Raw genomic sequence first — 24,466 nt, 5'->3', positions numbered from 1 at the left:
CTTCGTTCCAACCTTTACTTCGCGTCCCCATTCCCTATATGCGTCAACTTCCCTTTGCTGCCAGCCGCCGGCTGACAGGCTTTCTGACCACCCTCGGCCTGGCTTTCACCCTGCTTCCCACCCCTGGCATGGCCCAAACTACTGCTTCTAGCGCCACGCCGACCTCGGCCCGCGCCAACCAGCCGGCGCTGCTGGCGCCCTGGGCTGGGGGCCACGGTGGCGTGCCGGCGTTCGATAAAGTGAAGGTGGCCGATTTCAAGCCCGCGCTCGAAGCCGCGATGGCTGAGAACCTGGCCGAAATCAACGCCATTGCCAACAACCCGGCGGCCCCCACATTCGAGAACACGATTGCCGCGATGGAGCGCAGCGGCCAGACCCTGACCCGCGTATCGGCGATATATGACATCTGGAGCGGCACGCTGAACGATGCCGCTTTCAGTGTCGTGGAAACCGAGATGGCCCCCAAGCTGGCCGCGTTCAGCGACCAGATTACGCAGAACGCGGCCCTGTTCAAGCGCATCGAAACCGTGTATAACGCGCCCGCTACCAAGAAGCTGACGCCGGAGCAGCAGCGGCTGGTGGAAGTGGACTATAAGCAGTTTGTGCGGGCGGGCGCGAAGCTGAATACCACCGCCAAGGCCCGGGTTTCGGCCATCAATCAGCAGCTGGCGGGGCTGTTCACCAATTTCTCGCAGAACGTGCTGGCCGATGAGGCCGACTCGGTGCTGGTGCTGAAAACCGACAAGGACCTGGGCGGGCTGCCAGCCTCGCTGCGCGACGCGGCCAAAACCACGGCTGGCACCCGCAAGATTGCGGCGGTGGGCGTCATCACCAACACGCGCTCCAGCATCGACCCTTTTCTGACGTACTCGGACCAGCGCGGGCTGCGCGAGAAGGCCTGGCGGATGTTCACGAACCGGGGCGACAACGGCGGGGCCCACGACAACAATGCCCTCATCACCCAGATTCTGCAGCTGCGGGCCGAGCGTGCCAAGCTACTGGGCTACGCCACCCACGCCCACCTGCGCCTCGATAATACCATGGCCAAAACGCCCGAAGCCGCCATGCAGCTGATGGAGCAGGTGTGGAAGCCTGCCGTGGCCCGCGAGCACGAAGAAGTGGCAGACATGCTGGCCCTGGCCAAAAAAGAAGGTGCCTCCGCCAACTTCAAAATTGAGCCCTGGGACTACCGCTACTACGCCGAGAAGGTGCGCAAGGCGCGCTACGACCTCGACCAGAACGAGGTGAAGCAGTACCTGCAGCTGGATAAAATGCGTGAGGGCATGTTCTGGGTGGCCGGCGAGCTGTTCAACTTCGCCTTCGTGCCCGTAACCGATGTGCCCGTTTACCACCCCGACGTGAAGGTGTGGCAGGTGAACGACAAAACCACCGGCAAGCAAATCGGCCTCTGGTACTTCGACCCCTACGCCCGGCCGGGCAAAAACTCGGGCGCGTGGATGAATGCCTACCGCAACCAGGAACGCATGGACGGCAAGGCCGTGACCACCATTGTATCGAACAACTCAAACTTTGTGAAGGGTACGCCCGGCGAGCCGGTGCTCATTTCCTGGACCGATGCCACCACGCTGTTCCACGAGTTCGGCCACGCCCTGCACGGGCTGTCGAGCAACGTGACCTACCCCACCCTTTCGGGCACCAACGTGGTGCGCGACTACGTGGAATTCCCCTCGCAGCTGCTCGAAAACTGGCTCGCGACGCCCGAGGTGCTCAACAAGTTTGCCCTGCACTATCAGACCGGCCAGCCCATTCCGGCGGCGCTGGTGGCCCGCATCGACAAAGCCAGCTCGTTCAACGAGGGCTTTGCTACCACCGAGTTTCTGGCCAGCGCCCTCATCGACATGAAGCTGCACCTGGCCGGCGGGCAAAAAATTGACCCCGACAAGTTTGAGCGCGAAACCCTGGCCGAGATGGGCATGCCCTCCGAGCTGGTGATGCGCCACCGCACGCCGCAGTTCTCGCACGTTTTCTCTTCGGATGGGTACTCGGCGGGCTACTACTCCTACCTGTGGTCGGTGGTGCTGGCGGCCGATGCCTTCAGCGCCTTCACCGAAGCCGGCGGGCCGTATGACAAGGCCGTGGCCGCGCGGTTGCGCAAAAACGTCTTCACCGTGGGCAACACCGTGGACCCGGCCACCGGCTACCGCGCCTTCCGGGGCCGCGACCCGAAGATTGACGCGCTCATGAAGCAACGGGGCTTCCCGATGGCCAAAGCCAAAGCCGGCGGCAAGCTGGGCCCCAGCAAGCCGGCGGGTGCGCCGCCCAAGATGCCGGTTCAGCATAAGTAGCCGAGCGTCGGTCAGTGCTTATCACAGGAGTTGTTTAGAAAGTCACAAAAGGTACTCAAACGGTCATGCAGCGCGCAGCGAAGCATGACCGTTCGGGGACTTTCTAAACAGCTTCACAGGAAAGCCCCGTTATTGGGGCTTTCTTTTTGCCATTTTGCTGTCCATTGTAGGGTGCGGTGCCTGCCCCCTACTTCGCAACCAAAGCAACCTACCCCGGCCAAACGCCGACCTTTCAAGCCTGATAATTTCAATTTTTAGCCTGCTCCTAATAAAGCCTATGCACAAGTATGTACCGGCCCTACTCACGGCCGCGACCTTTTTCGTTTCGGCAGTGGCGGTGGCCCAGCAGCTGCCCACCCTCACGGCCGAGGACTACGCCCGCGCCGAACGTTTCCTGAGCTACAACACCCAGCCGCTGGTGGACCACAGCGCCGGCCAGCCCAACTGGCTCGCGGGCGACCGGTTCTGGTACCGGGTGCTCACGGCCCAGGGCAGCGAGTTCATTCTCGTGGACCCGGCCCGCAAAACCCGCAACGCCGCCTTCAACCAGACCAAACTGGCCGCCGCGCTGTCCACGGCCACCGGCCAAACCTACGAGGCGGCCCGGCTACCGTTTCGCACCTTTGCGTTTTCGCCCGATGAAAAGACCATTTCCTTCGCGGCCGGTGGTAAAAGCTGGAAGTATAACGTGGCGAGCGGCCAGCTGAGCCCCGAGGCCACGCCCGCCGCCAAGCCAAACGCCCACGCCGAAAACGAAATTGAGTCGCCCAACGGCCAGCTGGCCGCCTACATCAAGGACTACAACCTGTGGGTGCGCGACACCAAAACCAACCAAACCACCCAGCTCACCACCGACGGCACCAAGGACTACGGCTACGCCACCGATAACGCCGGCTGGACCACCAGCGACAAGCCGGTGCTGCGCTGGTCGCCCGACTCGCGCAAAATTGCCACCTTCCGGCAGGACCAGCGGGCCGTGGGCGACATGTACCTGGTGACCACCAACGTGGGCCATCCCACCCTCAAATCCTGGAAATACCCGCTGCCGGGCGACAAAGACGTGACCACCATCGAGCGGGTCATCATTGAGGTGAACAACCCGAAAGTGGTGCGCTTGCAGATGGCCCCCGACCAACACCGGGGCTCGCTGTCCGACGATATTTCGAGCAGCGGCACTTTTGACGATGTGGACTGGAGCCCTGATGGCCGCGAACTGGCCTTCGTGTCGACTTCGCGCGACCACAAGGAGGAGAAGCTGCGCGTGGCCGATGCCGCCACCGGCGCGGTGCGCGACGTGTTTTCCGAAACCGTGGCCACGCAGTACGAATCGGGTCAGGGCGATATCAACTGGCGCTACCTGCCCAAGACGAAAGAGGTTGTCTGGTATTCGGAACGCGACAACTGGGGCCACCTTTACCTGTATGATGCCGGCAGCGGCAAGGTGAAGAACCAGATTACGAAGGGTGACTTTGTGGTAACGCAGCTGCTGCGCGTGGATGAGCAGAAGCGCCAGCTGTACTTCCTGGCCGATGGCCGCGAGCCGGGCAACCCGTATTTTACCCACCTTTACCGCGTGGGGCTCGATGGCAAAAATCTCACCCTGCTCACGCCCGAAGCCGGCAACCACCAGGTGATGCTCTCGCCCTCGGGCCGCTATTTCGTGGACACCTACTCGCAACCCGACAAGCCGGGAGTGACCGTGCTGCGCGCCGCCACTGGCAAGCTGCTGGAAACGCTGGAGAAAGCCGACATTTCCCGCCTCACCGCCACCGGCTGGAAGGCTCCCACGCCCATCACGGTGAAAGCCCAGGATGGGCAGATTGACCTGTACGGCCTCATGTTCACGCCCACCAACCTGGACCCGAACAAGAAGTACCCGATTATCAACTACATCTACCCGGGGCCGCAGGGCGGCGGCGTGGGCAGCTGGTCGTTTGCCTCGGCGCGGGGCGATAACCAGGCGCTGGCCGAGCTGGGCTTCGTGGTGGTCGTGATTGAAGGCAGCTGCAACCCCTTGCGTTCCAAGAGCTATCACGATGCCTGCTACGGCAACATGGCCGAAAATACCCTCTCGGACCAGGTGACCGGCATGCGCCAGCTGGCGCAGAAGTATTCGTACATCGACCTGGAGCGGGCCGGTATCTGGGGGCATTCGGGCGGTGGCTATGCCACAGCGGCGGCCATGTTCCGCTACCCGGATTTCTTCAAAGTGGGCATCTCGGAATCGGGCAACCACGAAAACCGTAATTATGAGGACGACTGGGCCGAACGCTACATCGGCCTGCTGAAAACCAATGCCGACGGCACCACCAGCTACGACAACCAAGCCAACGCCACGTTCGCCAAGAACCTCAAAGGCAAGCTCATGCTGGCCCACGGCCTGATGGACAACAACGTGCCGCCCGCCAACACCCTGCTGGTGGTGGAGGCGCTCACCAAAGCCAACAAGAGCTACGACCTGGTGGTATTCCCCAACGCCGCCCACGGCTACGGCGCCTACTCGCCCTACATGACGCGCCGCCGCTGGGACTACTTCGTGCAGAACCTGGCCGGCCGGCAGCCGCCGCACGACTACGAGATGAAGCCCCGGCCCGACCCGCGCAACGCGGTGCAGTAGAATAACGGTTAGCAGAAGGAACGTCATGCCGAGCGGAGCCGAGGCATCTCGCGTGTAGTAGTAATCCAGTCGATTAGGTTTACTATTGCACGCGATATGCCTCGGCTCCACTCGGCATGGCGTTCCCTATTTTTTGGCCTTGCCTCATGATGCCTTCCACCGCTGCCGACGCTCCTGCATCTTCCACTACGGCCGCGCCGGTGCGCTTCCCGCGTGCCCTCCCTTTCATTATCGGCAGCGAGGTGGCCGAGCGGTTCAGCTACTATGGCATGATGACCATTCTGCCCACGTTTCTGGTGGCGCAGTTTTTCAATCCCACGCACAGCGCGGCCCTCACGGCCGGGGCCGAGGCACGGGCCAACGCGCTGGTGCACTCGTTTTCGGCCTTGGGCTACGCCCTGCCGGTGGTGGGCGCGCTGCTGGCCGACTGGGTATTGGGCAAGTACCGCGTCATTCTCTATTTGTCGATTCTGTACTGCGGCGGGCACGTGTTGCTTTCCGCATTCAACAATGATTTGAGCGGCTTCCGGCTGGGGCTGCTGGTGGTGGCCATGGGCATGGGCGGCATAAAGTCGAACGTGACGGCCAACCTCGGCGACCAGTTCACGCCGGCCAACGCGGTGCTGCTGCCCAAGGCCTACGGCTGGTTTCAGATGAGCATTGATGTGGGGGCGGCGCTGGCCACCATCCTCACGCCGCTGCTCTACCAACATTTCGGGCCGGCCGTGGCCTTCGGTGTGCCGGGCCTGCTGATGGCCACGGCGGCCCTCACCTTCTGGGCCGGGCGACGGCGCTACGTGCGCGTGCCGCCCACCGGCCTGCGCGCAGGCCTGCGCAAGGTGCTGGGCGCCGGCGAAGACCGGGCCGCCTTGCGCCGCGTGGGCGTGGTGTTTGCCTTCGTGCCGGTGCTCTGGATACTGAACGAGCAAAGCTCCTCGGAATGGGTGCTGCAGGCCACGCACCTCAACCGCGAGCTGTGGCCGGGCTTCCGGCCCCTGGCCGAGCAGCTGCAGCTATCGGGCATCATCTTTGGCATCGGGCTGAACCCGCTGTTCACGTACAAGCTGTATCCGGCCCTGGCCCGGCGTGGGCTGCAGCCTACGCCACTGCGCCGCATGGGCGCGGGCATGGTCATTGCCACGCTGGGCGTGCTCATTGTGGGCGCTATTCAAACGCGGGTAGATGCCGGCAGCCATCCCTCGGCCTGGTGGCAGATTCTGGCCTACTGCGTGCTGGTGGGTGGCGTTATTATGGTAGCCATCACGGGGCTCGAATATGCCTACACCCACGCCACGCGCTCGCTGAAAAGCCTCACCACGTCGCTGTGGGTGCTCACCATTGCGGCGGCCAACTTCGGGCTGAGCCTGGTGAATGGCAGCATTGCGCGCGGCGGCTGGCTGGCCGGACTGCACGGGGCCAACTTTTACTGGTTCACGGCCGGGCTAATGGCCGTGAACGTGACCCTGTTTGTGCTGGTGGCTTCGCGGCTGCCCGAAAAAACATACGTCGGGGCCGAGCCGTTGGAGTCCCGAGCGGCCCAGAACCCTTCTGCATGACGTTCTTTAAATGTTCAATTAATTTTTTCTCTCAATCCGTCCCTTATGCTCCCACAACTTCGCTCCCTGCCGCGCCTGCTGCTGGCCGGCTTAGCCCTGGCCGCCCCCGTGGCTGCTTCAGCCCAAAAGAAGCCCGTTGCCAAGTCCACCAACGCCGAAAGCGCCATTCACGAAGCCGACATCAAGCGCGACCTGTTTGCGCTGGCCGGCGACCATTTCCGGGGCCGCGAGGGCGGCACTCTGGATGAACTGAAAGCCAGCGTGTGGCTCGCCGACCGCATCCGCGAAACGGGCATGCTGCCCGCTGGCGACGACGGCACCTACTTCCAGTGGTTCAACCTGCAGCGCACGCGCCTGGGCAAAAACAGCACCCTGCGCATTGGCACCCACGAGATTAAGCTGAACGAAGACGGCGTAGTAACCGCCCCCACCAACGCCAGCATTACGGCCCCGCTGGTATTTGTAGGCAGCGGCTCGGCGGCCGAGCTGGCCAAAGTCGATATCAAAGGCAAGGCTGTGGCCGTGCAGATTTCCGGAGCGCCGACGGATGGCATCAGCTACCGGCGCTACGTATTTGGCAAATTTGCCGGACAAACGGCCGAGCTCGTGAAGGCCGGTGCGGTGGCCGTAGTATTTGTCTCGGATGCGCCATCGCAGGCCATCTACGACCATTGGAGTCATATTTACGAGCGCGGGCGCTACAGCCTGCCCGGCGCGGCCAGCACCAAAGTGGTGAACACCCCGCCCGTGATATGGCTGCCCGCCAGCGCCGCCAGCTGGGTGCAGCAGGCGGGCCAGCAGTTTACGACCGAGCTGAAGGTGGAAAGCTTCCAGTACCCGTCCGTGAATATTGTGGCCAAAATGCCCGGCACTGACGCGCAATTGAAAAAGGAGTACGTTCTCTTCAGCACCCACCAGGACCACGACGGCGTGCGTGCGCCCATCGCCGGCGACTCGATTTATAACGGAGCCGACGACAACGCCACCGGCTGCGCGGCCCTGCTGGCCATCATGCGGGCCTTTAAGCAGCAGCCGGGCCGGCGCTCGGCCCTGTTCGTGTACCAAGGCTCGGAGGAGCGCGGGCTAATTGGCTCAACCTACTTCTCGGCCCACCCCACGGTGCCCCAATCCAGCATCGTGGCCGTGCTCAACGCCGAAATGATGGGCCGCAACGTGGCCGACAGCGCTGCCCTGCTGGGCTCGACGCCGCCCCACATGAACTCGTCGGACCTCGTAAAAACCGCGCTGTCTGCCAACCAGGCCGGCCCCAAATTCAAGCTCGATACCGAGTGGGACAAGCCTACGCACCCCGAGGGTTGGTATTTCCGCTCCGACCACTTGCCCTACGCCCGCCTGGGCATCCCGTCCATCATGTACACCTCGCTGCTGCATGTTGATTACCACACGCCGCGCGACGAGCCCAGCCGCATCGACTACGCCAAGCTCACGCGCATGACGCAGTGGATGTACCTCACCGGCTGGGCCGTGGCCAACCGCACCGCGCCGCCGGCGCGGGAGCCCGGCTTCAAGCTGGAACGGTAACGGGGTGAGCCCCGAAGTCCGCCTTCCGCTCTTTTTTCGTCTTTCTCTTCGTTGCCATGAAACAGTTTCTTTTTGTCGCCGTGCTACTGGCCGGCGGTGCGGCGGCGGCCCAGCCTGCCAGGCGGCCCGCTCCGGCTTCCCGGCCTGCCGCACCGCCCTCGGCCCCGCTGGCGGCAGTGTTCGAAAGATATTCCGACCGCACTAACCAGCTGTTTCCGTTGGCGGCCACGGCCCAGGGCGACCACCGCTTCGACGACCAGCTGCCCAACGACCAGACCCAGGCCCGACGCAACACGCTGAAGCGCTTCTACACGCGCTACCTCGGGGCATTGCGCACGTTCGACCGGGCCCGGCTCAGCGCCAACGACCAAGTGAGCTACGATATCCTGGCCTACGAGCTGGAGCAGCGGCTGGCCGGCTACCAGTTCAACAACTGGATGATACCCTTCAACCAGTTTTATGCCCTGCCCAGCAGCCTGGCCCAGCTGGGGGCGGGCACCGGCGCCCAACCCTTTGCCACCGTGGCCGACTACGACCACTGGCTGGGCCGCCTGCGCGGCTTCCCGGTCTGGGCCGATTCGGCCATCGGCAACTTCCGGCGCGGCATGAAGGCGGGCGTGGTACTGCCCAAGGCCCTGGTGCCCAAAATGGTGAGCCAGCTGCGCGCCCTGGCCGTGGCCGACCCCGCCAAAAGCTTGTTCTACGGCCCCGTAAAGACTTTCCCGGCCAGCTTCGCGGCGACCGACAAGGCCCGGCTGACGCCTTTGTTTGAGGAGGCCATTCGGCGCGACGTAGCGGCTCCGTACCAAAGGCTGGCCGACTTTCTGGAAACCGAATACCTGCCTCAGGCCCGGGCTTCGTCGGGTGTGGGTGCGCTGCCGCAGGGTGCCGCCCGCTACGCCTACGCCGCACAGGTAGGCACCACCACCACCCGCACCCCGGAGCAAATTTACCAGACCGGCCTGGCCGAAGTAGACCGCATCCACGCCGAGATGGAGCGGGTGAAAGCCGAAACCGGCTTCAAAGGCGACCTGAAGGCCTACTTCGCCTTCGTGAACACCGACCCGCGATTCCGGCCCTTCAAAACCGAAAAAGAGGTACTCGATGCCTTTCGGGCCATTCAGGCGCGCATCGAGCCGGGCCTGCCCCGGCTGTTTGGCCGCACGCCCAAAACCGGGTTTGAGGTGCGCGCCACTGAGGCCTTCCGGGCGGCTTCGGCTTCGGCCGAGTACAACCGCGGCACCCCGGACGGCACCCGGCCGGGCATTTTCTACGTGCCCATCCTCGACCCGCTCACCTTCAACACGGCCGGCAACCCGGCCATGGAAACGCTGTTTCTGCACGAGGCCATTCCGGGCCATCACTACCAGGTATCGTTACAGCAGGAAAACACCACTCTGCCTAAGTTCCGCCGCTTCGGCGGCTACTCGGCCTTCAACGAGGGCTGGGGCCTGTATGCCGAGAGCCTGGGGCCGGAACTAGGCGTATTCAAAGACCCCTACCAGCACATGGGCCACCTGGGAGCCGAAATCCACCGGGCCCTGCGCCTGGTGGTGGACGTGGGCCTGCACACCGGCAAGCTCACCCGCGAGCAGGCCATTGCCTACATGCAGGCCAACGAGGCCATCAGCGAGCAGGGTGCCACAGCCGAGGTGGAGCGCTACATGGCCGTGCCAGGGCAGGCCCTGAGCTACAAAACGGGCCAACTCAAAATCAGTGAGCTGCGCGACCGGTACCGCAAGCAACTGGGGCCGAAGTTCGATCTGCGCGCCTTCCACAACGAGCTGCTCGACGGCGGCTCGATGCCGCTGACGGTGCTGGAAAAGAAGATGAACGCCTGGGCCGCCCGACAGCAGTAAGACGTTCCTCCTTCTTCATTTCTCATTCAGTCAAGCCAAGCGTCCATGCACCACCTCACCGCCGCCGAAATCGCCGGCTTCGAAAAAGTATACCGCCTCAACCTCGTCAACGGCCTGCCGGGCTTCAAATCGGCCAATCTAGTGGGTACCGCTGCGCCCGATGGCATGACCAACCTGGCCGTGTTCAGCTCGGCCCTGCACCTGGGTTCCGACCCGGCCTTGCTGGGCATTATCACGCGCCCCACCACCGTGCCGCGCCATACCTACGCCAACCTCAAAGCCAGCGGATGCTACACCCTCAACCACGTACCCGAGGCCCTGGCCGCCCAGGCCCACTACACCTCGGCCAACTTCCCGGATACGGTTTCGGAGTTTGATGCCTGCGGCTTCACAGCCGAATACCGCGACGGCTTCCCCGCGCCCTACGTGGCCGAAAGCGCCGTTAGCATCGGCCTGCGGCTGCTGGAGGAGCACCACATCAGCAATGGCACCGTGCTGCTGGTGGGCACCGTGGAGCACGTTTATCTGCGCGACGAGCTACTGCGCCCCGATGGCACGCTGGACCTGGCCGCCGTCGGCACGGCCGCCATTTCAGGCCTCGATGGCTACCACGCCGTGCTGCCGCCCGTGCGCTTCGGCTACGCCCGCGTGGGGCAGCTGCCAGTGGCCGAGCGCCCGGCTTAGCTCAACCCGCAATTTCAACGCAAAAAGCCCGCTACCATTAAGGCAGCGGGCTTTTTTGTATTTTGGGCGATTGCCGAAAACTAGTTTTTCGGCTGGGTCTGGTCTACCGAACCCATCTGACCGCTGGCATTTTGGGGCGAGGTAGCGCTGGTACCAGCCGGAGCCGAGTCCAGCTTCTCCTTCACGGAGCCTTTTTTAATGGCTACGGCCGAACCGGTGCCCGTGGCGGGCTCTACGCGCTGCTGGTTATTGATGCTGTCACGGTCCACATCCGATTTGTGCCAGCCGGGGGCGTTGGTGAAACCGTGTTTGAATTGCGGGTTTTTGCCGGGGCTCCAGTGGTATTCGCAGGACGAGAGCGAGGCCGCCAAAGCGGTGCCCAGCAACAGGGCCAGGGCGGGACGGTGAGAAAGCTTCATGAAATGTAGTGCTTGGAATTAAGTAGTGCAAAGTACGTTGATTTCGGGCGGAAGGCCAACGCAATACCGGCGGCGGCGCTACTTTCGGGTTATACTTCTTCTTACCGCCGCGTGTTCCCGCCAGCCCATGTCTGATTCTGACCCCAAGCCGCCCTCCCGCTTCCGCCGTGCCCTGGGGGCCGTGGGGCGGGCTGCAATGCTGCCCGTGCGCGGGGCCAGCTACGTGGTGCGCGTGGGCCAGGCGCACCAGCATTTTTTTCTACCCGTGCTCAATGGGGCCCTCGGCGACCAGCTGGCTACCCGCTTCGACCCGCGCGCCATCCAGATGAGCTTCCGGCGGGGCGGGCAGGACGTGGCCGTGGCCGACCTGCACCTCATCGAGCCACACCAGAAAACGGTGGTTTACATCCACGGTCTGATGGGCGATGAGCTCATCTGGCAAACCAGTTTTCAGGACCCGGCCGGCAGCCGCCGCTACGGCCCGCGCCTGGCCGAAGAAACCCACAGCCGCGGCCTCTACCTACGCTTCAATTCCGGCCTGCACCTCTCCGAAAACGGCCGCGAGCTCAACCGCCTCCTCACCGAGCTGGTGAATACCTGGCCCGATGCCATCGGCGAGCTCGTGCTGGTGGGCCACAGCATGGGCGGGCTGATTATCCGCTCGGCAGGCTACTATGGAAGTGAGTTAAAAATTAAAAGTGAAGAGTTAAGAGTTGTTAGTGATGAGTCGGCCACAACTTCCGACCAAAATCAACTCTTAACCCTTAACTCTCAACTCTCAACCAATAACTCCCCCTGGCTGGCGCATCTGCGCTCCATTTTCCTCATCGGCACGCCCAACGATGGCTCGTGGCTGGAGCAGAACTCGCACTTCACGGCGCGGCTGCTGGAACGCATCAACCTGTTTCCCACCCGCTTTCTCAGCAAGGCCCTCAACCAGCGCAGCAACGGCATCAAGGACCTGCGCTACTCCATTCTGGTGGATGAGGACTGGCAGAATGCCCACGCCAACGACCTCACGCCGCCGCGCACGCCCGTGCCGCCGCTGCCCGGCGTGAAATATCATATTCTGATGGGTTCCTGGCTACGGGCCACCCGACCCTCGGCCCTGCGCGAGTATTTCGGCGATGGGCTGGTGGGCCACGGCAGCGCCCGGGGCCACGCCACCTTCGGCGATGAAGCGGCCCTGCCCGCCGGGGCCAGCGTCCGCACGGCCGTATTCAACCAGCAGCACCACGGCGGCCTGCTCACGCATCCGGAGGTGTTTCAGTACCTCAAGCAGTGGGCCTGAGGCGGCACTTAAACCGGGAAACGGGAAACGAAAGAACGCCATGCTGAGCGCAGCCGGATGCGCCAGTTAGTTGCTGATTGGATGCTTTTGAGCCGTTTTTTAGAACGAGCAACCAGGAACTCATTAAGAAGCTGTTTAGAAAGTCGGCTTTTGGTTGATTTTTCGCAAAAAGATGACGACAAAGGCGAGCCAGTGCCAGGCCAGCCAATTGCCGACGCTGGTTTCGTAGCGCACGAGCAACGTTTTAAAGCCGTCGAGCCAAGCGTTGGCGTGTTCGACCACGACGCGGCGGCGGTAGAGTTCGGGGTCGAAAAAGGTGTCGTCGTCGGTCTGCCAGTCGGCGGCGCGGCGGTTGCGGGGAATGTTGGCCTCGATGTCGCGCCGGGCGCATTCCTGACGAAAGCCTTGGGTGTCAAAGGCTTTGTCGGCGTTCAGAAACAGCCCGGCGACGGGAATATTGGCCGCTTCGAGCGAGGCGCAGATTTCCCCGAACAAGGCGTTGAGCTGGTGGGTGTCGTGGTGGTTGCCCGCCTGCGGGCTGGCGCAGGCCAGCGGCTGTCCCCGGTTATCGGCCAAGAAGAGGGCTGTGGTGGTACGGGCTTTCTTGCGGCCCTGATAGCCGACGGCCTCCCCGCCGTTCTTGGCGGGCGTGTGGCTGCCGTCGAGTTGGACGCTGGAACAGTCCAGATGGGCCCCGTTTTCGCGCAACAAGCGGAGCCATACCCCTTGCCAGGACCCGTCCTTGCGCCACGCATTAAAGCGGGCGTACACGCCCTGCCAGGTCAGCGATGCGCCCGTAAAAAACTGTTTAACAGGCAATAATCGCCATTGACAGCCGCTTTTGAGTTTGTAGAGAATGGCTTCCACCAACTCGGCCGGCTCCACGACCGAGGGGCGGCCATGGGCGGAGAAGGTGAGCGCGGGCAGAATCCATTGGCGAATCATATCTTTGGACAGGACTTCCATTAAAATGCGAAAAAAGGAGTGTTACACCTCAAATTTCGCGCTTTTTTGGGAGTCCTTTGACTTTCTAAACAGCTTCTAAAACTCCCGGCACAAGCATTACCGGCGCAACAGCAATTATCAACATTGGCCCGGCCGGCCCGTTTAACATAGCAGTCACCACCGCCCCTTTCGCCGAATCCATGCCCAATTCTGTTCCTGATACCATCCTGTTCGACGGCGTGTGCAACCTCTGCAACGGCTTTGTGCAGTTCGTTATCCGCCGCGACCCGGCGGGCCACTTCCGCTTCGCGGCCCTGCAAAGCGACGCCGGCCGGGCCCTGCTGATGGCCCACGGCCTCACGCCGGCCGCCGTCGCGGCCGCCCCCGAATCGGTGCTGCTGCTGAGCGGCGGGCAGTTGTACTCGCATTCGGACGCCGTGCTGCGCATTGCCGAGGGCCTGGGCGGCGTATGGCGGGTAGCGGGCCTGGGCCGGGTGCTGCCCGCTGCCTGGCGCGATGCCGCCTACCGCTTCGTGGCCCGCCACCGCTACCGCTGGTTTGGCCGACAGGAAAGCTGCATGCTGCCCACGCCGGCCCTGAAAACGCGGTTTTTATGAGGCGCACCCAGCCAATAGGCCCGCAACCCTAATGCGGCCATTGGCCTGGTAGGACGGCCCTGAACGAGGAAGCATTTTGACTTTTTTAAATAAATAAATATTTTATATAATACATATTTATTCGCAACTGGGCGCCTTGATAGTGAGCCGGCCAATAACTTGCCTTGTGCGTGGCAGCGAACAAAAAGGTGCCGTATATGCGATGTAAATACAGCTTCATTTCACTTCCTGACTTGTATTTTACTCCATATTATTCCTCATTTGGCAGGACTCACCCGCAATAGTGGTTTTGTACTGTACAGCTATCGTACTCTACCCTACTATTTTTCTAGTGAATTGATATCGAGTAATTTGCCAGCAAAACCAGCGCAATACTGTTTCCACCATTCGGGCGAGCTTCTCAGCCGCCCCGGTACCGGGGCGGCTGAGCTGGCGCAGGATATTTAAGCCGTGTCGGCTAAGGCTCATGGCTCGGTAGCCGTGGTTTTTGCGGCCGATGGGCTGGCTTTTCCGGTCGGCTACCGTGCCCACGCCCAGGCAAAAGGCGTACGCCAGACTGACCAGGGCCACGAGCTTGCGCAACTTCAGGTGGCAGCGCAAGTGACTGGCCTCCAGGTTGAAGCCCCGACCTTTGAGGTTCTGAAAGCACTGCTCGATGGTCCAGCGCTTGGCGTAGAGCTGCCCCATGTACGGCAGGCCCACGTTGCCAAAAAGAAAGAGGAAATCCCCGTCCGTCAAGGCCTTGACCCAGACCTGTCCCCAGACCCCGTCGACCTGGCACTGGGCGAAGCGCCGGGTCTGTCCGACGGCCAGGCCCAGGTCCGTAATGGCTTGCCGGCGGCCACTCGGGTGAGTGAGCAGGTGGTGCCGGGGTAGACGCATAACAAAAGGCAGTCCGTTGTCCTTGAGCCATTTGAACCAGGCATGGCCCACGAATTCGCGGTCGCCCAGCACCAGGCCAATCCGGTCTTTGCCCAGCACCTGGACGCAGACCCGGAGCAGGGCGATGCGGTCAGCCGCGTTGGAATTGCCGCTGCGGTTGTCGAGCAGTTCCCAGTAGAGGGGCACGTGAAACGCGCCCTGACCCACGGTCACGAGCAGGATATTGACCTGGCACTGGCCGAAATCCCACTCCGTGCGGTCCAGGCACAGGCGCAGCTTGCCCTGGGCCGGCAGCAGGCCCAGCACTAACTGCGCCAGCACCAGATAGTTCAGGTCCGTTTCGCGGAAAAAATCCTGAATCCGGGTTTCGTTCGAGGCCAACTTGACGGCATCGTTCAAGTGCTGGGCCACCTCGCAGAATTGGACGTTGCGGCTTTTTATCAGCGCGATAATGAACTGGCTCACAAACTTTTGGCGAGCCAGGTTGCGCACCACCGGCAGGTGTTGTAAAACGGTCGTAATTTTGGCGATGAGGCGTTGCTTCATGGGGCGGAACGAGTTGAGCGTGTAGGAACCTCAAAGGTCGGGCCGCCCCGTTTTTTTGCCTTGCCTGACTTTTAGTAGGGTAGAGTACAGCTATCGAAGCTGTTTAGAAAGTCAAAGGACTCCCAAAAAAGCGCGAAATTTGAGGTGTAACACTCCTTTTTTCGCATTTTAATGGAAGTCCTGTCCAAAGATATGATTCGCCAATGGATTCTGCCCGCGCTCACCTTCTCCGCCCATGGCCGCCCCTCGATCGTGGAGCCGGCCGAGTTGGTGGAAGCCATTCTCTACAAACTCAAAAGCGGCTGTCAATGGCGATTATTGCCTGTTAAACAGTTTTTTACGGGCGCATCGCTGACCTGGCAGGGCGTGTACGCCCGCTTTAATGCGTGGCGCAAGGACGGGTCCTGGCAAGGGGTATGGCTCCGCTTGTTGCGCGAAAACGGGGCCCATCTGGACTGTTCCAGCGTCCAACTCGACGGCAGCCACACGCCCGCCAAGAACGGCGGGGAGGCCGTCGGCTATCAGGGCCGCAAGAAAGCCCGTACCACCACAGCCCTCTTCTTGGCCGATAACCGGGGACAGCCGCTGGCCTGCGCCAGCCCGCAGGCGGGCAACCACCACGACACCCACCAGCTCAACGCCTTGTTCGGGGAAATCTGCGCCTCGCTCGAAGCGGCCAATATTCCCGTCGCCGGGCTGTTTCTGAACGCCGACAAAGCCTTTGACACCCAAGGCTTTCGTCAGGAATGCGCCCGGCGCGACATCGAGGCCAACATTCCCCGCAACCGCCGCGCCGCCGACTGGCAGACCGACGACGACACCTTTTTCGATCCCGAACTCTACCGCCGCCGCGTCGTGGTCGAACACGCCAACGCTTGGCTCGACGGCTTTAAAACGTTGCTCGTGCGCTACGAAACCAGCGTCGGCAATTGGCTGGCCTGGCACTGGCTCGCCTTTGTCGTCATCTTTTTGCGAAAAATCAACCAAAAGCCGACTTTCTAAACAGCTTCATCGTATAGTACCCGGTCTGCGCTTGATTAATATGGATTTTCGATACGGCAAGATTTCTTTTGCGCTGATTTCTGCGCTATTGCTATGCCCCCGGGTGGGCAGCGCTCAAACCCCGGCCCCACTGTGGCAGCCAGCCCCGGCCGCCCGCAATGGCGACATGGCCCCGAAAACCTCCGGCAGCTGGTTTATCCTCGATGCCACGCAGCTGGACGCCCGCCTGGCCAGTGCGCCTTCCGAAACCAGCCCCGCCGCCGTCACCCTGGAACTGCCCTACCCCGACGGCACGCTGCACCGCTTCGCCCTCACCAAAGCGCCGGTGATGGCCCCCGCGCTGGCGGCCCGTTATCCGCAGCTGGCCACCTACGCCGGGCACGGGCTCGACGAGCCCACCGCCTCAGTGCGCCTCGAAACCTCACCCGCCGGAATACACGCCCAGGTGCTTAATCTCACCAGCACCCTCGTTATCGAAGCCGACCCCGGTACCGCCAACCGCTACCAGAGCCACCCCGACGCGCTGCCGGAGTTTGCCTGCGGGGTCTTGCCGGTGCCCGGCCGGGTGCAACGGCCCGCCGGGGGCACCGCGCCCACCCCACCCGCGCCATATGGCAGCCAATTGCGCGTGCTGCGGCTGGCCATGGCCGCCACCGGCGAGTACACCCAGCAGCTGGGTGGCAACACCATGGCCAATGCCCTGGCCAGCATGGTAACACTGGTGAATTCCCTGAACGCGGTGTATGAGCGCGACCTGGCCGTGCGCCTGCAGCTGGTAGGCAACAACGACCAGCTCATTTTCACCGATGCCACCACCGACCCTTATACCAACAACAACCTCGCAAGCTTGCTGACTGAGAACCAAAGTAAGATAGACCAAGTCATTGGCTCCGGCAACTACGAACTGGGCCATGTGCTGGGCTACCGCAGCGGCGGCTACTCGGGCGTAGCTTACGTAGATGTGACTTGCTACGACCCGTACAAAGCCAGCGGCGCTTCCACCGGGAGCTCAGCGGCCCTGATGGCCACCGTGGTAATCCACGAAATAGGCCACCAGCTCGGCTCCGAGCATACATTTAATGGCGACCAGGGCAATTGCGGCGGCGGTAACCGCAGCCTCACGCTGGCCTTCGAGCCGGGTGCGGGCAACACCATCATGTCGTACGACTCTCGCTGCGCCCCCGACAACGTGGGCGCGGGCATCGACTATTTTCACGCCGGCAGCCTGAGTACCATCGTGCCCAGCCTAAACTGCGGCAGCTTCACGACCACCGGCAACCAGCCGCCCAGCCTGAGCGTGCCGGCCAGCAACACCTACACCATTCCGCAGGGCACCCCCTTCACCCTCGCCGGCAACGGCACCGACCCCAACGGCGACGTCCTCACCTATTCCTGGGAAGAGCTGGACATAGGCAATGCCAGCGGCCTGGCCGGTGCGGCCACCGATGCTTCGGGTCCGCCGCTGTTTCGCAGCTTTGCGCCCGAGACCAGCCCGGCCCGCACGTTTCCCAACCTGACATCGCTGCTGGCCAACACGGCCTCGCTGGGCGAAATACTGCCCCAGGTGGCTCGCACCCTCAATTTCCGCCTCACGGCGCGCGACAACCACAGCGGCGTGACGGGGGCCAACGTGACCCTGGCCGTGGCCTCGGCCGCCCCCTTTGCCGTGACGGCCCCCGGCGCGGCAAAGGGGCCGGCCGAGGCAGCACCTACACCCTCACCTGGAGCGTGTTGAGCACCGACCAGGCCCCAGTGAGCTGCCCCAATGTGCAGGTACTTTTCTCGACTGATGGGGGCCTGACCTTCCCCACCGTGCTGCTGGCCAGCACGCCCAACGATGGCATCCAATCGGTGCAGCTCCCCAATGTGAATACGACCCAGGGTCGCATCAAAATTCAGGCGCTGAACAACGTGTTTTTTGCCATCAATAATGCCAACATTACCCTGGCAGGCCCCTTGTCCGTGGAGCTGACTGCCTTCACGGCCGAAGCCCACGGCCCCACGGCGCACCTGAGCTGGCACACGGCTTCGGAGAAAAACAACGCTGGCTTTGCCATCGAGACTTCTGCCGATGGCACGATTTTCCGCCGCCTGGGCTGGGTACACGGCCCGGGCAGCAGCAGCACGCCCCGCAGCTATCAGTTCGACGATGTGGCCCTGGCCACCTACCCCGGCCCCACGGCGTACTACCGCTTGCGCCAGGTGGACAACAACGGCCCCGAAAGCCTGTCGCCGGTACGCGCCGTGCCCGTGCCCGCCAGCGCGGTGGCCCGGCTGCAGATGTGGCCCAATCCGGCCGCTGGCACGGTTACGGTGACGGGCCTTGTAGCCGGCCAGCTGGTGCAGGTGCTGGATTTGTCCGGCCGGGTGCGCCTATCAGCTATGCAAGCCGACAGCAGTACGCTTCGGCTGGAGCTGGCGGCCCTTGCGCCGGGCCTATACGTGGTGCGCGGCAACGGCACAACCGTGCGCCTGGTGGTTAACTAATTGGTTACCAATCAACAATTAGCTGAAACATAATGGTGCGACGACCAAAAAGTCGTCGCACCACTAAACCCTTCCGTCACCGTGGTCTAATCCAGCGTGGTACGACAACTTTTTAGTTGTCGTACCACGCTGGATTAGACCACGGTGACGGAAGGGAAGGCATGGCCTGCTTTTTTCTATGCTACCGACGCGGCCAGTCAGCTACCTGAGTCGCTTATCAGAATCGGGTTTGAAGTCGCTCTCGCCAGCTTGCGCAAACTCTCTGATAGTAAGGAATGCAAAAACAATAAACGCGGGAACCACCAAAAGAGTAAACAGTAAAATATCGGCGTTGTCCATGTTATTGTTGTTTTTTCAAGTTGAAGTATACCAGAAACAGCAACATGGTTGGGGGCCACAACCCAATAAATAGCGCCCGGTCATGGTCCTTCAAAACCAGGTAGTAGTACTCCGACACGAATATCAAAAACACGACTAGAAACAGAATAAGCAATTCTGATAGTTTGAATTTTCTTAGCATTCCCTTCTGAAAAATGATGATTTATTGCCAGTTTCTTGCCAGTTACGTCATTGCAAATAGCACACCTATCTCAAGCCACGCTCGCCTGGGATTGTTTCTGAAAACCCGTAAGTATCTATAAATTCGTTTCAGCAAGGAGCCTACCCCTGCGTTTATTTTGCTCAACACGCTAGGCAGTAGTCCTGCTCAGCCCCACCAACCGAGGTAACAGGGCTTGGGAAATAGTTGGAACAAACCGTGAGCAGGGCCGGCTTATCAAAAATGCACCTGCTCGGCGCGGCGCAGCCAGGCCTCGTCGATGCCAGCGCCCAGGCCGGTAGCGGAAGCCACCCACCACCGGGTCTGCCGCAAACATGAGCGGGGTATCGAAATCGCAGTGCTGGATGGCCGGGTTGCTGAGGGCCAAGTGGGCGGCGGCCGTCATGCCGAGGCGCGATTCGAGGAAGCCGCCCACTTGCAACGTGAGGCCGGCGGCCTGGCCCAGCTGCGCTATTTTTTGCGCCCGATGGAAGCCCGAGGACTTGCCCAGCTTGATATTCAGCATCTGGCAGGCTTGCAGCTGGATAAGGCGGGCCGCGTCGTGCTCGTCGCCGCAGCTTTCGACGGCCATGATTGGAATGGGCGAGGCCGCCCGCACCCGGCCAGGGGCTGAAGCACGGCAATGGCGTTATCGGCCGTCGCCCAGCCCTGGTTGGCGTCGATGCGCAGCGGGTGCGCGGGACCAATGCCCGCCCAGCTTCACTTTGATGGCCGGGAAGCCCTCCCGCTGAAAGCGCACGGCATCGGCCTGCATTTTGGCGGGCGGGCCGAGGCTCACGGTCATGTCGGTGGTGAGAACTTTGTCGTTTTTCCCACCCAGGAATTCATAGAGCAGCTGGCCCGCGTGCTGGGCCGCGGTGTCGTGCCAGGCAATATCGAAAGCGCTTTTGATGCTGCTGTTGCCGTAAATGATGCGGTCCAGCTCGGCGAGGTTACCGGCAAAATCCAGCGCATCGCGGCCCATGAGCGCGGGGGCAAAATACTGCCCCACGATGAATCAGATGTCCACGCTCTCGCCGCTAATGGTGAGGAAGGGGCTGCACTCACCGTAGCCGACGTGGCCATCGGCCGTGCGCAGGACCACAATGATATTCTCCACCGCCAGCAGCGGCCCGAGGGAAATCACGAACGGCTCGCGCAGCGGCACCAGCAGCCTATAGATACTGATGGCTTGCAGAGTGGTACCGGACATGGGGCAAATGACGGGGCCGGAGCGGGATAAAGCAACCCTGCGGTTTTGCGCTTTCGGAGTTTCCCTGCTGGCACCCTGCTGGCGCGACCGGGTGGGCGGGAACGAAACAGGGCACCCCGTGTGGTACCCTGTTTTGGTTTTTGGGGTGGCTGACCTTTGCTGAAGCGTACTAGCCAAGGCTACTTACTGTTTGGTAAAGTCTCAGGCGAGTACGGCCGGCAAATCGGCAGGTTGCACCATTCCCTCCAGTACCAAGCCCGTGGTGCAGGAACAAGTATTGCAAACCATGCCAGCATTTTTGACGCTAGCAGAAGGCTGATGCAGCGTTAGGCCCTGCTGGGCCAAGTAGGTTTGGGCCGCAGTTATGAGTTGTTGGGTGCCCTGAGCTTGGCCCCAACGGTCGGCACATTGGGTTTGGGCGTAGCACACCGCCACCAAATTGGGGTCAGGGTCTTGTTTTTCGGAGGTGCAACTCACGGCTGCCATAGCGCACAGGCTGCCGAGCAGCCAATAAGCAAATCGAGTGGGTTTCGAGTCCATAAAAAAAAGAGGTAAGGCATTCTATCTCGTTGACTTGCGAAGCAGCCTGAAAGTTGCACGTCGGTTTTTATTTAGGCACCAACTGGCATCCAATATACTTAAAAAGCCTTTTTTACTTGGATGTAATATTTCAAGAAGGTTACGCAACCGGTGCCTCCCCCTTCCCCGCCCCAGCCGCCGCCACGTTCACGCGCACCTCGCCGAAGCTGACGGGCAACACCAGGCTGGGACCAAAAGCGGCACCAGCAGCAGCCAAGCCCTGTATGCCACCACTGATGCCTGCAAGTACCAGGACTACGTGACGGACACGCCCGCCCCGCCCGCCGCCCCGGGGCCGCCCCAGGTGTAGCGGCCGGGTGGGCGGGAATGAAACAGGGCACCCCGTGGGGTGCCCTGTTTTGGTTTGTGGGGTGGTTGACCTAATTCCTTTTTTCTACCAAATAGACCCATTTGGCAGCCTATGCAAGAGAGATTTCGCGAAAATCAAATTCGTCGCAAACCAGATAGAAATAAGAATCCCGATGTTCGGCAATTCCTTCTGGCTGCACACGGTTGGGTGCAAAATCGAAAATCAATTTACTGCCCCATCGTTCCGCAGCAAAGGACTCTACCACCGTTGGCGTCATTTGCTCAGTGGCAATAAGACGAAACTCGTGAACCTTCTGAAAGGTCATTTCCAAATAAACCCACGCATCGTCTTGAAGCAGGGACATACAGTCTAACACAACTTTTATAGTTGGGGCAATTGCAGATGGCAAGAAGCAAAATGACACATCGCGCAACACAGCATCATGCAGTTCGCCATACTCTGTAAAAAAGTCTGTTAAGTTTTTCATTTCCTTAAGAGAGAAGGATAGATAAGTATAAAACCCCGCGCCATCGTTTACACAACCGGCACTTCCCCCTTCCCCGCCCCACTCGCCACCACGTTCACGCGCACCTCGCCGAAGCTGACGGGCACCACGAGGCTGGGCAGGGTGAGGCCCGTTTCCAGGGTGGCGTCGGTGACGGGGGCGGGCTGGCCGTCGGCGGTGACGGCAATGGCGCCGGCCACGCCGTGCAGCACCACGCGGTAGGTGGCGTAGCTGGGCGCGTAGTCGCCTTCGATGGCCTGGGTGAGGACGAGGTCGGTGGCGGAGCCGGTGACGGTGAAGCGGCGCACGGTTTTGTGGCCTTCGAGGTAGGCGTAGCCTTCGCCGCCGTCGTCGTAGAGGACGCTCTCGGCGGTGCCGTTTTTGTAGTACACGTGCAGGGTGAGCTCGGTGACGGGGGTTTCGCCCACGTACTGCATCACCGGCTGCATGGGCACCACCGCGCCGGCCTTGATGAAGAGCGGAATGCGGGTGAGGTCGGCGGCGGCCCAGACTTCGCTGCCGCCGGCCTGGGGCGTGTCGGTCCAGTAGTAGAACCAGTCGCCGCGGGGCAGGTACATCCAGCGGCCATCGGCACCGGGCTGGGTGATGGGGCAGACAAGCAGGTTGTCACCGAGGCCGAACTCGGCCATGCGCAGGTAGGTTTCGGTGTCGTTCTGGTCCAGAAAGGTGAGCGGGCGTAGCATGGGCGTACCCTTGGTGGCGTACTGCCAGAAGGCGGTGTACATGTAGGGCAGCAGGCGGTAGCGCAGCTCGATGAATGAGCGCACGACGTCCGTCACGGCATCGCCGAAGCTCCAGGGCTCCTGGTCGCCGTGGTCGCCGGAGCTATGGGTGCGGAAAAACGGGTGGAAGGCCCCCAGGGCAATCCAGCGGGCGTAGAGCTCGCCGGTGGGCGTGTCCACGAAGCCGCCGATGTCGCTACCGATGAAACTGAAACCCGAGATGCTCAGGCGCTGGCACTGGATGTTGGCCAGCCAGAGGTGCTCCCAGCTGGCAATGTTGTCGCCGGTCCAGCCCGAGGAGTAGCGCTGGCCGCCGCTGTAGGTGCTGCGCGTGATGGTGAAGGGCCGATTGGGGTAGCTGAAGCGCTTCACGCCATCGTTGGTGGCGCGGGCCATCTGCATGCCGTAGATGTTGTGGGCCTTCGAGTGCGAGGCCGAGTGGCCGTCGTAGTCGAAGCGCACATCGGGCGGGAAAGTGCCTTTTTCGAATACCGCCGGCTCGTTCATGTCGTTCCACACGCCTTTCACGCCGATGTCCTGAATCAATTCCTGAAACAGGCCGGCCCACCACTCGCGCACGCGAGGCGCGGTGAAATCGGGGAAGTTGCAGAGGCCGGGCCACACCGAGCCCTTCATCAGCGGGCCATCGGCGCGGCGGCAGAAGTAGTCGTTGGCCACACCCTCCTTGTACACCGAATACTCGGGGTCAATCTTGATACCGGGGTCGATGATAACAATGGTTTTGAAGCCCTCAGCGGCCAGCTCCTGCACCATGCGCTTGGGCTCGGGGAAGTGCTGCTTGCTCCAGGTGAAGCAGCGGTAGCCCTCCATGTAGTCGATGTCGAGATAGAGGGCATCGCAGGGAATCTGGCGGTCGCGCAGGCCCGAGGAAATTTCCTTCACGTTGCTCTCCGGGAAGTAGCTCCATTTGCACTGGTGGTAGCCCAGCGTCCAGAGGGGCGGCAGCTCGGGCGGGCAGGTGAGCAGGGTGTAATCCTGGGTCACCTCCATGAGCGTGGGGCCGTAGATGAAGTAGTAGTTCAGCTCGCCGCCCTGGGCCCAGAAGCTGGTGACGTCGGCGCGCTCGGCGGCGAAATCGAAGCTGGCCTTGAAGGTATTATCGAAGAAAATGCCGTGCGCGATTTTCTGGTGCAGCACGTGGTAGAACGGGATGTTCTTGTAGAGCGGGTCGGAGCCTTTCACGTAGCCGTAGGTGTCGGAGCCCCAATTGGTGAAGCGCTTGCCGCGCAGGTTCATGTTGTCGGGCTTGTCGCCGAGGCCGTAGTAGTGCACGCCGGCGGGTACCTGCTTGCTCATCTTCACGATATCGTTGCCGGTATCGTAATCGTACTCCCAGTGGAAGCCTTTTTCGTCGTCGCTGAGAATGGTACCGGAGCGGTCGAGCACGCGGGCCTTCAGGTTTTCCTTCTGCACGATGCAGATGAGGCGCTCGGTGGTGATGCGGTAGTGGTCGGGCTTTTCGCGGAATTCCACCAGGGCCGGCTCCATGCGCGAGACGGCATCGGCGGGCACGGCGTAGGAAAAATCGGGCGAGAGCGGGCCGTCGGTGAGGTAGCGGAAGCGGATAATCTTGTCGCTGAGGACGTGCAATAAGAGCCGCACGCCGTTCTGGCAATTGAAGAGGAAGCGGTGGCCGTCGAGCTCGTCGGCCCGGATAATTTCGCCCGGATAATGTTCCTGGTGGCTTTGCGCCGCCAGGTCGTTTACCATGTAGTTATTTTCCTGAATCGTGGTATCCATAAAGTAATTCTAAGCAGAAGGCAAAAACCGGGATGAAACCGGTTAAAAAAAGACCGGCCGGGCC

19 protein-coding genes are annotated in these 24,466 nt (G+C 61.7%); 11 read left to right on the top strand and 8 right to left on the bottom strand.

Going from position 1 to position 24,466, the window contains the following annotated elements:
* The first annotated feature begins 38 nt into the window (after nucleotides 1–38).
* The 6 genes from KQ661_RS09555 (at nucleotide 39) to KQ661_RS09530 (ending at nucleotide 10,564) form a co-directional block, all read left to right on the top strand.
* Nucleotides 39–2,306: a M3 family metallopeptidase gene (locus KQ661_RS09555; RefSeq protein WP_216686282.1), complete on the top strand. Its 2,268-nt coding sequence runs from the start codon at nucleotides 39–41 to the stop codon at nucleotides 2,304–2,306.
* Nucleotides 2,307–2,583: 277 nt separating this feature from the next.
* Nucleotides 2,584–4,923, top strand: a complete 2,340-nt coding sequence (locus tag KQ661_RS09550) for a S9 family peptidase (RefSeq protein ID WP_216686281.1) — start codon at nucleotides 2,584–2,586, stop codon at nucleotides 4,921–4,923.
* 146 nt (nucleotides 4,924–5,069) lie between these two features.
* Nucleotides 5,070–6,479 carry a POT-type proton-dependent oligopeptide transporter gene (locus tag KQ661_RS09545; RefSeq protein ID WP_226929988.1) on the top strand — a complete coding sequence of 470 codons (1,410 nt, stop codon included), beginning with the start codon at nucleotides 5,070–5,072 and terminating at the stop codon, nucleotides 6,477–6,479.
* Nucleotides 6,480–6,524: 45 nt separating this feature from the next.
* Entirely contained in the window at nucleotides 6,525–8,021 is a 1,497-nt protein-coding gene (locus KQ661_RS09540; RefSeq protein WP_216686280.1) for a M28 family peptidase, read from the top strand.
* 56 nt (nucleotides 8,022–8,077) lie between these two features.
* Nucleotides 8,078–9,880, top strand: coding sequence for a DUF885 domain-containing protein (locus KQ661_RS09535; protein ID WP_216686279.1), 1,803 nt, complete (start codon nucleotides 8,078–8,080; stop codon nucleotides 9,878–9,880).
* A gap of 45 nt (nucleotides 9,881–9,925) precedes the next feature.
* Entirely contained in the window at nucleotides 9,926–10,564 is a 639-nt protein-coding gene (locus tag KQ661_RS09530; RefSeq protein WP_216686278.1) for a flavin reductase family protein, read from the top strand.
* A gap of 80 nt (nucleotides 10,565–10,644) precedes the next feature.
* Here the strand turns inward: KQ661_RS09530 and KQ661_RS09525 are convergent, their stop codons facing one another.
* Nucleotides 10,645–10,983 (bottom strand): hypothetical protein, encoded by a 339-nt coding sequence (locus KQ661_RS09525; RefSeq protein ID WP_216680404.1) that lies wholly within the window; start codon nucleotides 10,981–10,983, stop codon nucleotides 10,645–10,647.
* Between the two features lie 127 nt (nucleotides 10,984–11,110).
* Here KQ661_RS09525 and KQ661_RS09520 point away from each other — a divergent pair, with 127 nt between their 5' ends.
* On the top strand, nucleotides 11,111–12,274 hold the full coding sequence (locus tag KQ661_RS09520; protein ID WP_216686277.1) for an esterase/lipase family protein: 1,164 nt from the start codon (nucleotides 11,111–11,113) through the stop codon (nucleotides 12,272–12,274).
* A gap of 135 nt (nucleotides 12,275–12,409) precedes the next feature.
* Here the strand turns inward: KQ661_RS09520 and KQ661_RS09515 are convergent, their stop codons facing one another.
* A complete protein-coding gene (locus KQ661_RS09515; protein WP_216678791.1) occupies nucleotides 12,410–13,240 on the bottom strand; it encodes an IS5 family transposase in 831 nt (276 codons plus the stop codon).
* A 179-nt stretch (nucleotides 13,241–13,419) separates the two neighbouring features.
* Between KQ661_RS09515 and KQ661_RS09510 the strand changes: the two genes are divergently transcribed.
* A complete protein-coding gene (locus KQ661_RS09510) occupies nucleotides 13,420–13,836 on the top strand; it encodes a thiol-disulfide oxidoreductase DCC family protein (RefSeq protein WP_216680402.1) in 417 nt (138 codons plus the stop codon).
* A 312-nt stretch (nucleotides 13,837–14,148) separates the two neighbouring features.
* Here the strand turns inward: KQ661_RS09510 and KQ661_RS09505 are convergent, their stop codons facing one another.
* Entirely contained in the window at nucleotides 14,149–15,264 is a 1,116-nt protein-coding gene (locus tag KQ661_RS09505) for an IS4 family transposase (protein WP_216685403.1), read from the bottom strand.
* 171 nt (nucleotides 15,265–15,435) lie between these two features.
* Between KQ661_RS09505 and KQ661_RS09500 the strand changes: the two genes are divergently transcribed.
* The 3 genes from KQ661_RS09500 to KQ661_RS09490 are packed head-to-tail and all read left to right on the top strand — an operon-like array spanning nucleotide 15,436 to nucleotide 18,753.
* Nucleotides 15,436–16,266 carry an IS5 family transposase gene (locus KQ661_RS09500; RefSeq protein WP_216685353.1) on the top strand — a complete coding sequence of 277 codons (831 nt, stop codon included), beginning with the start codon at nucleotides 15,436–15,438 and terminating at the stop codon, nucleotides 16,264–16,266.
* Between the two features lie 40 nt (nucleotides 16,267–16,306).
* Complete coding sequence (locus tag KQ661_RS09495) at nucleotides 16,307–18,001, top strand: reprolysin-like metallopeptidase (protein WP_216686276.1); 1,695 nt, start codon at nucleotides 16,307–16,309, stop codon at nucleotides 17,999–18,001.
* A complete protein-coding gene (locus KQ661_RS09490) occupies nucleotides 17,995–18,753 on the top strand; it encodes a T9SS type A sorting domain-containing protein (RefSeq protein ID WP_216686275.1) in 759 nt (252 codons plus the stop codon). Before KQ661_RS09495 ends, KQ661_RS09490 begins: the two co-directional genes overlap by 7 nt.
* A gap of 689 nt (nucleotides 18,754–19,442) precedes the next feature.
* Here the strand turns inward: KQ661_RS09490 and KQ661_RS09485 are convergent.
* From KQ661_RS09485 to KQ661_RS09465, 5 genes are all read right to left on the bottom strand, one after another.
* Nucleotides 19,443–19,910 (bottom strand): enolase C-terminal domain-like protein, encoded by a 468-nt coding sequence (locus KQ661_RS09485; protein ID WP_317196087.1) that lies wholly within the window; start codon nucleotides 19,908–19,910, stop codon nucleotides 19,443–19,445.
* Nucleotides 19,911–19,940: 30 nt separating this feature from the next.
* Complete coding sequence (locus KQ661_RS09480; RefSeq protein WP_216680398.1) at nucleotides 19,941–20,303, bottom strand: enolase-like domain-containing protein; 363 nt, start codon at nucleotides 20,301–20,303, stop codon at nucleotides 19,941–19,943.
* Between the two features lie 6 nt (nucleotides 20,304–20,309).
* Nucleotides 20,310–20,504 (bottom strand): hypothetical protein, encoded by a 195-nt coding sequence (locus KQ661_RS09475; RefSeq protein ID WP_216680397.1) that lies wholly within the window; start codon nucleotides 20,502–20,504, stop codon nucleotides 20,310–20,312.
* Between the two features lie 998 nt (nucleotides 20,505–21,502).
* Complete coding sequence (locus tag KQ661_RS09470; RefSeq protein WP_216680396.1) at nucleotides 21,503–21,880, bottom strand: hypothetical protein; 378 nt, start codon at nucleotides 21,878–21,880, stop codon at nucleotides 21,503–21,505.
* 47 nt (nucleotides 21,881–21,927) lie between these two features.
* Nucleotides 21,928–24,402 (bottom strand): glycoside hydrolase family 31 protein, encoded by a 2,475-nt coding sequence (locus tag KQ661_RS09465; RefSeq protein WP_216686273.1) that lies wholly within the window; start codon nucleotides 24,400–24,402, stop codon nucleotides 21,928–21,930.
* Nucleotides 24,403–24,466: the final 64 nt, after the last annotated feature.

It is taken from the genome of Hymenobacter siberiensis (assembly GCF_018967845.1).
Taxonomy (GTDB): domain Bacteria; phylum Bacteroidota; class Bacteroidia; order Cytophagales; family Hymenobacteraceae; genus Hymenobacter; species Hymenobacter siberiensis.
Note: the sequence above shows the minus strand (reverse complement) of the source record. Positions and strands in the feature narration are given on the sequence as shown.